Source organism: Aquiflexum sp., assembly GCF_041749095.1.
Lineage (GTDB): Bacteria > Bacteroidota > Bacteroidia > Cytophagales > Cyclobacteriaceae > Aquiflexum.
Genome location: NZ_JBGTCA010000523.1, coordinates 1 through 10,471, shown reverse-complemented (window position 1 = coordinate 10,471; position 10,471 = coordinate 1). Strand labels below are relative to the sequence as shown.

Sequence of the window (10,471 nt, the reverse complement as noted above, 5' to 3'; positions counted from 1 at the left end):
AAGCAAATCACTCTCAGGAGTGCCACTTTTTGCATCAAAAATATCTTCTAATCTTTTCAAGGCGACTCTGTAATCTTCTTCTGTTTTAATTGGTTTTAAATTCATAATCATAAGATTTTAAATATTATTTGCATCAATTTTTTCATATTCTGCATGTGTACCTATAAATCTGACAAAAGCCAATTGGTGTTCAAAATTAAATTTTATCACTAGCCTATATGAATTACCTTTAATATTAAAAACAACTCTGCTATCCTTTAGAACACTTGCATTGGCATAACTATGCTTTACTTCATTAGGAGTGTTCCAATCTGAATTCATTGCAGTTTCATACCAAGTTTTTAAATATTGTTCAGAATCCGGATATTTCTCCCAGAACTCTCTCAGTGTACTTTTTGCAAATATCCTTTTCATTGTTCTCGATATGGGAACAAATATAAAACAATAATTCGCAAAATGGGAACGTTTAAAATGTAAATTTCAAAATATGTGAAAACTACTCATTCACACATCGTCATCTCCACCTTCTCAGCTCCATAATCAAAAACCTGTAGCTTGGGGCTTACATAGTGTATCCCCAATCCCAAACCCCTGACAATAAACAAAATCCCTATAAACATCGCAAAATATGGGAGTGCATTGGTCAGTTTGGTCCTAAGGGACAGGGAGAGGATTTTGCCGGAGACCATCACGGCGATCAACATGGGGATGGTTCCGATTCCAAAAAAGAACATGTACATAGCACCATATATGGGACTTTGAAGCGCCAAGGAAGCTACCAATGCAATGTACACCATTCCGCAGGGAAGCATGCCATTTAATAATCCCGAAGCGAAAAAAGCGGGAGTTCCCCCTTTTTTCAAAAAATAACCCAAAGTGGATTTCAACTTGGAAACTGCACCAAAAAGACCGGTCCGGGTAATCAGCCTTTCTGAGCTTTTGTAAAAAAATGCCATTAGCAATATCATAGCCCCCATCAGAATGGAAATCCATTGTTGGATTCCTGCCAGTGCCAAAGAAAAACCGATCAATCCGATGATCGCACCGAGTAGGGTATAAGTAAGCGTTCGACCAAGGTTATAGATGATTTTATTGCGCAGGAATGGAGCATTGTCCTTGGCAGAAACCGCCAAGGCAATAGGGCCACACATTCCCAAACAATGGAATGAACCCAAGAACCCCAATAAAAACGCTGTCCAGATCACTTAGATATTGATTTTTTTCTCTTCGTAATATTCCTTTCCATCCTCAGACCAACTCAGCTTGATTCTCCAATACCCCGGCATCAGGTCTTTGACATCCACCGAACTGCTATTGGTCTCTGTGATATCAAAAGCAATCTTTTGATCAAGTCTTGCATCAGAAGGTCTGAATAAGTGTAGTGTTCCCTTTGCTCCTTTGGGCAACAACAAACCCACTTTTTTGAGTTGGCTGTCATAAACCAGGACATTGTAGCCAATTTCACTGGCATTGATCATTTTATCGATCTGATCCTGATATTTGATTTCTTCCTCGTAGTAGTTCTGCGTCACAAGATGAATGTCGTCCTGTTTGATACAAAAAGTCACCATCCCGATCATCAAGATCCCGAATACGACTAATGTGATAAATATTCCTTTTCCCCAGTCCATGTGTTTTTTGTTTTAATGGTTGTATTTTTTGTTGTTCCGCCAGAGCGGATAGGTTTAATTGTTTTTCGGGTTTTGTCATTTCGAACGAAGAGAGAAATCTGTTCAGCTATGAGGTTAATAGACCTCTCCTGTCGTCGAGGTGACAAGGATAAGTTTATTGTTGGTTTTGAATGTGGCTTTTGATTCAATCGTGTCAAAGGCTTCTCCTTGTCATTTCGAACGTAGAAGCCAGTCCGCCGTGGCGGAAGAAATCTGTTCTCCCTTTAGGTTTATAGACCTCTCCTGCCGTCGAGGTGACAAGGCAAACTTAACTGACACTCTTGAATGCTTTTATTTGATCAAGTCTTCTCGGTTCTAATCCCTCGCCTCTTCCTTCCTGTTTCTCGCATCTACTGAGACTAAACCTTCGAGGTTTTAAAAACCTCAAAGGTTAATCCCTCGCCTCTTGGTTCTTGGTTATTATTTCTTGGTTCTCACTTCATCCTTCCTCCTTCATCCCTTTAACTTCCTCCCTTAAAAACCGGTCCCATAAAGCTTGTCTCAATCTTATCGATTTCCTTTCCGTTTTGGAGCAGCAGTAATTTGATTTTTTCTTGGGGAATTTTTACATCTTCGTTGCTTTTTACAATAAAGAATCTCCCATCAAATTTCGCCTGCCCCTCAAGGGTCCAATTTTGATCTCCAACGACCTCGACCCTAAAATCCGGGTCTTCCGTTTTCAATTCCACTGTCTGTGGATCAAAGGTTTTGTTGATAAAGGTCACTTCATATAAGTTGCTGATTTCTCCGGTATCCCGGGCCTGATAGGTCATTCCCTGAAACCGGGTCACGGTAGCACCCAAATCATCTCTAGTAGTAATCAATGCCACAAATGCTCCAATTAATACTACCAGCATCAATGAATATACTTTTACCCTCGATGTAATCAACTTTTGGGTTCTTTTTTCTACACTGTTATCCGATGCATAGCGGATAAGTCCCAAAGGCCTGTTCACTTTCTCCATGACTTCATCGCAGGCATCCATACAGGCCGTACAGTTGACACATTCCATTTGAACACCATTTCTGATATCAATTCCTGTGGGACAGACCTGAACACAAAGGCTGCAATCTATGCAGTCTCCCTTGGGAATTTCTTCTATTTTGTTCTTTCTGATAGGGGCCCTGGGTTCGCCCCTGACTTGGTCATAGGTGACATTGATGGAATTGGCATCCAACAAAACCCCCTGAAGTCTTCCATAAGGACAAACCACAATACAGGCCTGTTCCCTAAACCAGGAAAACACAAAAAGGAAGATTCCTGTAAAGGCCATCAATCCAATAAAGCCTGCCATGTTTTCTGCTGGTGGCTGACTGACGATTTCCTTTACCTGATCCACACCGATCAAATAAGCCATGACCAAATGGGAGATCATTAGGGAAATTAAAACGAAAAGGGTCATTTTAAAGCCCTTTTTCCAGATCTTCTCCCCGTTCCACTCCATGTCATTCAACTTACGCTGTTGATTGGCGTCTCCCTCAATCCAATATTCTATTTTTCGGAAAACCATTTCCATAAACAGGGTCTGAGGACAAGCCCACCCGCAGAAAACCCTGCCGAAGACCGCTGTAAAAAGGATAATAAATACAAATAAAATCAACAGGAGGAAAACCAGTAAATGGGTATCCTGTGGCCAGAACGCCGCACCGAAAATAATGAATTTCCTTTCGAAGATATTTAACAGCATGTAAGGTCTGCCACCTACTTTGATAAAGGGGCCGATAAACAAAATCGCCAGCAGGACCCAGGAGAAGTAGGTTCTCCAACGGTAAAACTTACCGGATACCTTTTTGGGATAAATCCAGTTTCGTTTTCCGTCTTCCTTCACACTGCCTAGGGAGTCCCGAAATTTGTCAGGGTCCAACTGAGGATTGTTTTTACTCATTTTTAAATTAATAAATCCCCCTGCAGTCTTCAGAGGGTTAACTTTTATTTATTGATTTTCTCCTTCTGCTTCTACTGGTTCAAATTCCAATTCATCTTCAAATAGGGCATCTGTCGGTTGTTCTATGGCAGGTTCATACTTTTCTCCTTCAGGAGCCTTGGGGTTAAGAGGGGTAGTTCCCACCAAGGTTTGAATATAACTGGAAACATTCTGCATTTCTTCGGGACTTAATTGATCCTGCCATGGGATCATTCCTTTTTCCACCACACCATATTTCACAACGCTGAATATATCATTTATGGATCCGCCATGAATCCAATATTCATCGGTCAGGTTTGGTCCTACCCCACCTCCACCGTCAGTGGCATGGCAAGCCACGCAATTGGCATTAAATATATTTTTACCGGATTCTAAGGCCTGGGTAGTTGCATCGAAGGTCACTGTATTTTCATCTATACTAATCAGGGCAAGTGAATTCCACTCTTCGATCTGAATGGCGGCTATTCTTTGCTCCTCCGCATACTCCTCTAGTTGTGTTTTGCCAATCCCCAGTACGGTATAATAGCTAAAGTAGAAGACCGCAAATGCCATGGTCACATAAAACACGTTTACCAACCAAGGCGGCAAATGGTTATCCAGCTCAACTATACCATCATACGAATGATCCAGCAGGAGCTCTTTTTCCTCTTTGCCCCCAACCGGTTTTAATTTACCGGTGATATGTTTGAGTTTGAATTCATCCCACCAGGATGGTTCCTGCGCCAGTTCCGGGCTGTCTTTTTTGAAAACAGCAACCATAAATGACATCAGATAAATCATCAATATCAATAACAGGATGATCACACCCAGAATCACTGCCATGATGATCAGCAGCGTTAATTGATTGCTGTCCATTTGCTGGAATTGTGAAACCCAGGACGATTCACTGGTCTGGGCCATTGCCGGAAGAGCGCTGAAAATCCCGGCCAGAAGGATAAATATGGATTTAAACTTTTTCATAGCTGCTGTTATTTGGCGTTTCATCATCTAAAGGCATTTCCTTCATATGATCGATGTACTTTTTGTCAACTCTGATTACCCATATAAACATCCCTACAAAAAAGATCACAAAGATCAGTAAGGATATGATAGGATATATTTCAATGTTCTCAATGGAACTTAAGATGTCTTTTTTCATAACAAGGAGGGTTAAGGGTTGGCAACTGTTGTTTTCCTGATATCTGTCCCCAAACGCTGCAAATAGGCTATCAGCGCAACTATTTCAGTATCCGGCAATACTTCTACACCTGAAGCCTTTAGATTGGCTACTATTTGGTCTGCCTGAATTGACAAATCTGCATTGGCCTGTTGATCATATCCTTCAGGATAGGGAACACCCAATTTTTGAAGGGTTCTGATTTTGGCAGGCAAGTCCTTATGATCCATGATATTGGTGGACATCCATGGATATGGGGGCATCAATGAACCGGGGGACATTGTCCTAGGATCCACCATGTGGTGATAATGCCAACTATCCGGATACTTTCCGCCTACCCGATGTAGATCGGGTCCTGTTCTTTTGGAACCCCACAGGAAAGGCCTGTCATAGACAAATTCCCCGGCTTTGGAATATTCACCATATCGCTCCGTTTCAGATCGGAAAGGTCGTATCATCTGGGAGTGACACCCCACGCAGCCATTGGAAATGTATAAATCCCTGCCCTGAAGCTCAAGGGGTGTATAAGGTTGTACACTGCTGATAGTCGGTACATTGGATTTCACCAAAATAGTTGGTATGATCTCAACAATACCGCCAATCAAGATGGCTACGGTAGCAAGGACTGTAAAGAACAATGGTTTTCTTTCCCATGCCCTGTGCCAAAATTCTCCTTCATGTTCCACATGAGGTTTCAATGCCGGTGCTTCATCAGCTTCATAAGCTATAAATGTTCCTTGCTTGGCAGTTTTTACCATATTGTACACCATGAGAATGGCACCTGAAAGGTACATAAGCCCACCGAACGCTCTAATAATATACATGGGCACTATTTCAACTACCGTCTCAAGGAAGTTTGGATAAGCCAATCTGCCTGCCTCTGTGAATTCCTTCCACATCAATGACTGGGTCAATGCAGCTACATACATAGGAAGTGCATAGAATATGATTCCCAAGGTTCCCATCCAGAAGTGGGTCGTAGCTAATTTGGTAGAATAAAGATTAGTCTTCCACATTTTAGGCCATAACCAGTATAACATGGCAAAAGTGAAGAATCCGTTCCAGCCCAAGGCTCCGATATGCACGTGGGCAACTATCCAGTCTGTGTAGTGGGCTATGGCATTTACATTTTTCAATGAAAGCATTGGACCTTCAAATGTTGCCATACCATAGGCAGTCACAGCCACCACCATAAATTTCAGTACAGGATCAACCCTTACCTTATCCCAAGCACCACGAAGGGTCAAAAGACCATTGACCATACCTCCCCATGAAGGGGCAATCAACATGACGGAGAAAACAACTCCTAAAACCTGCGCCCACTCGGGCAAAGCTGTGTAGAGCAAATGGTGAGGTCCAGCCCAGATATAAAGGAATATCAAAGACCAAAAGTGTACAATTGAAAGCTTATAGGAATAGACTGGCCTATTGGCCGCTTTTGGAAGATAATAATACATCAATCCCAAAAATGGCGTAGTAAGGAAAAACGCCACGGCATTGTGTCCATACCACCATTGAACCAATGCATCCTGTACGCCTGCATAAGCAGAATAACTTTTGAACAAGGATACAGGCAATGCCAGTGAATTGAAGATATGCAGCACCGCAATAGTTACAAATGAAGCCAGGTAAAACCAAATGGCCACATACATGTGCTTTTCCCTTCTTTTGATCAGCGCACCGATCATATTGGCTCCAAATGCAACCCAAACCACTGCAATCAAAATATCTATAGGCCACTCCAATTCAGCATATTCCTTCGAAGATGTCAATCCCAAAGGTAGCGTAATGGCTGCCAATAAAATGATGGTCTGCCAACCCCAAAAGTGAAACCAGCTAAGGGTTTTGCTCCACATGGGGGTTTTCAGTAACCGGGGCATTGAATAATAAACTCCTGCAAAAATCGCATTACCGATAAAGGCAAAAATCACCGCATTGGTATGCAAAGGTCGAATTCTGCCATAAGTGGTGTAAGGATTTCCGAGATTGGCTTCGGGAAGAAAGAGCTGGGTGGCTGCAATCACTCCCACAAGCATTCCTACGAGGCCCCAGGCAATGGTGGCGACCCCAAAGTACTTTACGATCTTATTATCGTAATGGAATTGTTCCAGTGTTGTTACTGACATACTTACTTCGTTTTAGTTGTTGATGGCACTTGTTTTTTATTTTTCGTTTTTGTTTCATTTTCAAAGAGGATCCTGATGGCAGGGGTATGATTGTCATCAAACTGACCCGATTTCATGGCCCTGAAAAACAGGAACAAAAATGATCCTGCAAGTACTAGGCTGATGGCGATTAGGATAAAGATTACTTCCATGGCTATACTATTTTTTCTTTAAGGCCTCTTTTATAGGCCAGATAGTTGGTGGTCAATGTGGTGAATACTATTACTGAAATACTGCTGATGGGCATCAGGATGGCACAAAATACAGGACTGACCAGCCCTTGGACCGCAAAATACACCCCTACCAAATTGTAGGTAAAACTCAGTCCGAAACTGGCTTTGATGATATTCTTGCTGGTTTGGGTGAATTTGAGAAATGCGGGCAATTTCTGGATCATTGAAGCATCCATGATCGCATCAGAGGCCGGAGAGAAATTGGTGATCTTATCGGTAAGGGCTATACCTACCATGGCCTCTCTCAAAGCTCCCGCATCATTCAGCCCATCTCCGATCATCAGGGTATTTGCTTCATTTTCGTTCAATTGCTGTATATATGCCAGCTTATCAGTAGGGCCTTGATTGAAATTCATCAAAATCTGATCGCCGAATACTTTTTTGAGATTGAAACGCTCATGGTCCTGATCTCCTGATAGAAAATGGACTGTCCTTCCTTGTTGTATTTCGGTCACTACTTCTCTAATACCTTTTCGAAGACCGCTTTGAATAAAGAAATATCCAAGTATTAAACTTTCGATGGCAAAAAACACCAAGTTCCCTCCTTCAGGCAGATCGTGGTTGTCCGCACCGACAAAATCAGCCGAACCCAATTTTATTTCCTGACTTTTGTAAATGGTACAGATTCCTTTTCCCTGTACTTCTTCTATTGCATTCAGGACCAAACTCTTGACTCCATCCAAATAGGTGTTGATCCTATTGCTAAGTGCATGGGTAGATTGGTTGACCATTGTCTTGATGAGGGATTTTGACTCATCGGAAAGTGGTTCTCCAAAATATTTTACGGAAGCCTGAGAAGGGGCTGTTAGCGTACCGGTTTTGTCAAAAACCACCGTGTCAACTTTTGCAAGCCTCTCTATAACTTGAGAATTTTTAAGGAAAAATTTACCTTGGCCAAAAACCCTCAAAGTATTGCCCAAAGTAAAAGGAGTGGACATCGCCAAGGCACAGGGACATGTAATGATCAGTACTGAAGTAAAAGACAGCACGCCCAAAGCAACCTGACCTTCCCAACTCCAATACACCAAGGCTGAAAGTGCTACCAACAAAACAGTAACCGTGAATTTACCTGAAACTCTATTGGCAAGTGATTCCAAAGTATTGGTCTTTTCCTTTTCAAAGGAATCGTTGTTCCACAGATCTGTCAGGTATCCTTGGGATGGGGATTTCTGTACGGTCAAAAGGAGGGATTTGCCTTTTTGCCTACCTCCTGCATAAATCAGTTCTCCCCTCTTTCTGATCACAGGTACTTCTTCACCTGTAACAAAGCTGTAATCAATATAAGCTTCTCCTTCCAGTAGAATACTGTCTGCCGGAACCAACTCCTCATTCCTGATTTTGATGATATCCCCCACATTTAGTTTGATCAAAGGGATTACTACCTCATCCTCTCTGACTATTTTGGTAACTGCTATGGGAAAATAGGATTTGTAATCACGGTCAAACGATAGGGTATCGTAGGTTTTTTGTTGGTAGAATTTTCCGATCAATAGAAAAAACAACAATCCTCCCAAGGTATCCATATACCCTTCATTTCCCGGACCAAAAATATCATAGAGACTGTAGGTGAATAAAGTGATGATCCCGATTGCAATGGGCACATCCATATTGACTCCCTTATTTCTGACCGCAATCCAGGCAGATTGATAATAATCAGTGGCAGCATAAAAAAACACAGGAAGTGCCAATAATACATTGAGGTAATTAAAGGTCTTTTTGAATCCATTTCCCAACAATTCAGCCTCTGCAAAGTATTCAGGCAAGCTGAACAGCATCATGTTTCCAAAACAAAAACCTGCAACCGCCAATTTGTAAATCAATTTTTTATCACTTGCCGGGGCAGTTTTTTTATTGACATCAGCCAGGTTGATGGTTGGTTCGTATCCGATCCGTGAAAGTAATTTCACTACCTCTCTGAGGCTGATTTCTTCCTGATGGTATTTGATCTGTACTTTTTTCTTGATAAAATCAACCCTTCCTGAAACTATTCCTGCATTGATTTTATGGAGATTTTCAAGCAGCCATATACAGGACGCACAATGGATCATTGGCATAGAAAAAGTGATATGGGTTTCACCTGAATTCTGAAAATCAACCAGTTTGCTGATGATATCAGTATCATCCAAATAGTCAAACCTGTTGTTTTTGGAGGAAACGGATTTTTGGTTTAAGCCAGGGTTATCCGCAATTTCATAGTAAGAGCAGAGGTCATTTTCATTCAAAACTTCATAAACCAATTTGCAACCTGTACAGCAGAATTCCTTCCCGTCAAAGGGTAGGATTTCTTCTTTACAATCCTCTCCGCAGTGATAACAGGTAGATTTGGAAGGGTGGGTTACTATTTTGTCAGGGTTATTCATCGCTGCAAGGTACTTTTATAAAGCACTAAAAAACATGACGAAAATCATATTAAACCATGATTTAAACGGATAAGTAGAATGAAAGCTTGTCATACCACATTCCGCCCTTGTAAAAATGAAACAACACTTTGGCCAAATCCGCTTGATAATTTTTGTTGGTGACTAAAAGGGTGCATTTGTTTTTGACCGCATAAGACCAAAAATCTCCGATACGAGTAAAATTAAACTTGATAAAAGATGTTTCAGCAGTTGCCAGGGTGACAAGATGGATGATTTCCTGTTCTTCTTTCAGTTTGGATTTAGGAGTAAAGCAGGGAGAAATGATGGTAGCCTTACTTTCTTTGATGTTTTCGGAAAAAAGTGCAAGAAATCTTCGGATTAGTTTCGCAGAGGCCGGAGTACCATCGTAATGAAACAACAGGCTTTCGGTTGACAACTCCTTGTCATACAACAACACCGGAATATCACAAAGCTCATTTTCCATAGATCTTGGTTTTTCAAGCCCATGCAACCAATCCAGGACGTTTGGCAAATGTGCAGTAAATAATGCAGGGCCTTGGATAGGGTTGCACACTATTCCTTTTCCACCTTTGGAAAGATGTCCTGTAAAACCCGATGGCAACTTCTCGCAATAATGTGATGTAATAATATTTTCGGGCACTGCAAAGTTTTCCAACTTTTCTGTTCTCACTTGCATAGCTTTAATCATTTATACAAAACTATGCTTAGGGAATAATTTGCGGAGTGATATTAAGTAGGTTCAAATATGACTTTAATCATGTTTTTATTAAATGTGATTATCCGCTATGGTGCCTGTAAGCTAATTTTCTTTACTGCTTTGAAGACAGAAGACCGATGACCGATGACCGAAGTTGGCATCAATCGAAACTTTTATCCTGCAATTGAATTTGTTTACAGTTTTAATGGGTAAGAAAGAATTAAAATAATGGTAAATTCAAAGC

10 protein-coding genes are annotated in these 10,471 nt (G+C 41.3%); all 10 read right to left on the bottom strand.

Annotated features, from left to right (window positions below; all coding sequences use genetic code 11):
* Positions 1-117: 117 nt before the first annotated feature.
* A complete protein-coding gene (locus ACEW8O_RS23555; protein ID WP_373497078.1) occupies positions 118-414 on the bottom strand; it encodes a type II toxin-antitoxin system HigB family toxin in 297 nt (98 codons plus the stop codon).
* An 86-nt stretch (positions 415-500) separates the two neighbouring features.
* Positions 501-1,205 (bottom strand): sulfite exporter TauE/SafE family protein, encoded by a 705-nt coding sequence (locus ACEW8O_RS23550; RefSeq protein ID WP_373497077.1) that lies wholly within the window; start codon positions 1,203-1,205, stop codon positions 501-503.
* Entirely contained in the window at positions 1,206-1,631 is a 426-nt protein-coding gene (locus ACEW8O_RS23545; protein ID WP_373497076.1) for a FixH family protein, read from the bottom strand.
* A gap of 500 nt (positions 1,632-2,131) precedes the next feature.
* Positions 2,132-3,556, bottom strand: coding sequence for a cytochrome c oxidase accessory protein CcoG (gene ccoG / locus ACEW8O_RS23540; RefSeq protein WP_373497075.1), 1,425 nt, complete (start codon positions 3,554-3,556; stop codon positions 2,132-2,134).
* A 48-nt stretch (positions 3,557-3,604) separates the two neighbouring features.
* Positions 3,605-4,555: a cbb3-type cytochrome c oxidase N-terminal domain-containing protein gene (locus ACEW8O_RS23535; protein ID WP_373497074.1), complete on the bottom strand. Its 951-nt coding sequence runs from the start codon at positions 4,553-4,555 to the stop codon at positions 3,605-3,607.
* The gene (locus tag ACEW8O_RS23530; RefSeq protein WP_373497073.1) at positions 4,542-4,733 is read right to left on the bottom strand and encodes a cbb3-type cytochrome c oxidase subunit 3; all 192 of its coding nucleotides are present in this window, start codon (positions 4,731-4,733) and stop codon (positions 4,542-4,544) included. The genes ACEW8O_RS23535 and ACEW8O_RS23530 overlap by 14 nt, the downstream gene beginning before the upstream one ends.
* 11 nt (positions 4,734-4,744) lie before the next feature.
* Complete coding sequence (gene ccoN, locus ACEW8O_RS23525) at positions 4,745-6,877, bottom strand: cytochrome-c oxidase, cbb3-type subunit I (RefSeq protein WP_373497072.1); 2,133 nt, start codon at positions 6,875-6,877, stop codon at positions 4,745-4,747.
* Positions 6,878-6,879: 2 nt separating this feature from the next.
* Positions 6,880-7,068, bottom strand: coding sequence for a cbb3-type cytochrome oxidase assembly protein CcoS (gene ccoS / locus ACEW8O_RS23520; protein WP_373497071.1), 189 nt, complete (start codon positions 7,066-7,068; stop codon positions 6,880-6,882).
* A 2-nt stretch (positions 7,069-7,070) separates the two neighbouring features.
* Positions 7,071-9,509 (bottom strand): heavy metal translocating P-type ATPase, encoded by a 2,439-nt coding sequence (locus ACEW8O_RS23515; RefSeq protein ID WP_373497070.1) that lies wholly within the window; start codon positions 9,507-9,509, stop codon positions 7,071-7,073.
* 61 nt (positions 9,510-9,570) lie between these two features.
* Positions 9,571-10,206, bottom strand: coding sequence for a hypothetical protein (locus ACEW8O_RS23510; RefSeq protein ID WP_373497069.1), 636 nt, complete (start codon positions 10,204-10,206; stop codon positions 9,571-9,573).
* Between the last annotated feature and the right edge of the window lie 265 nt (positions 10,207-10,471).

Coding starts and splice junctions, on each gene's coding strand:
- ACEW8O_RS23535 (WP_373497074.1), bottom strand. CDS start 4,555: ATGAAAAAGTTTAAATCCATATTTATCCTTCTGGCCGGGATTTTCAGC.
- ACEW8O_RS23555 (WP_373497078.1), bottom strand. CDS start 414: ATGAAAAGGATATTTGCAAAAAGTACACTGAGAGAGTTCTGGGAGAAA.
- ccoS (WP_373497071.1), bottom strand. CDS start 7,068: ATGGAAGTAATCTTTATCCTAATCGCCATCAGCCTAGTACTTGCAGGA.
- ACEW8O_RS23510 (WP_373497069.1), bottom strand. CDS start 10,206: ATGCAAGTGAGAACAGAAAAGTTGGAAAACTTTGCAGTGCCCGAAAAT.
- ccoN (WP_373497072.1), bottom strand. CDS start 6,877: ATGTCAGTAACAACACTGGAACAATTCCATTACGATAATAAGATCGTA.
- ccoG (WP_373497075.1), bottom strand. CDS start 3,556: ATGAGTAAAAACAATCCTCAGTTGGACCCTGACAAATTTCGGGACTCC.
- ACEW8O_RS23515 (WP_373497070.1), bottom strand. CDS start 9,509: ATGAATAACCCTGACAAAATAGTAACCCACCCTTCCAAATCTACCTGT.
- ACEW8O_RS23530 (WP_373497073.1), bottom strand. CDS start 4,733: ATGAAAAAAGACATCTTAAGTTCCATTGAGAACATTGAAATATATCCT.
- ACEW8O_RS23545 (WP_373497076.1), bottom strand. CDS start 1,631: ATGGACTGGGGAAAAGGAATATTTATCACATTAGTCGTATTCGGGATC.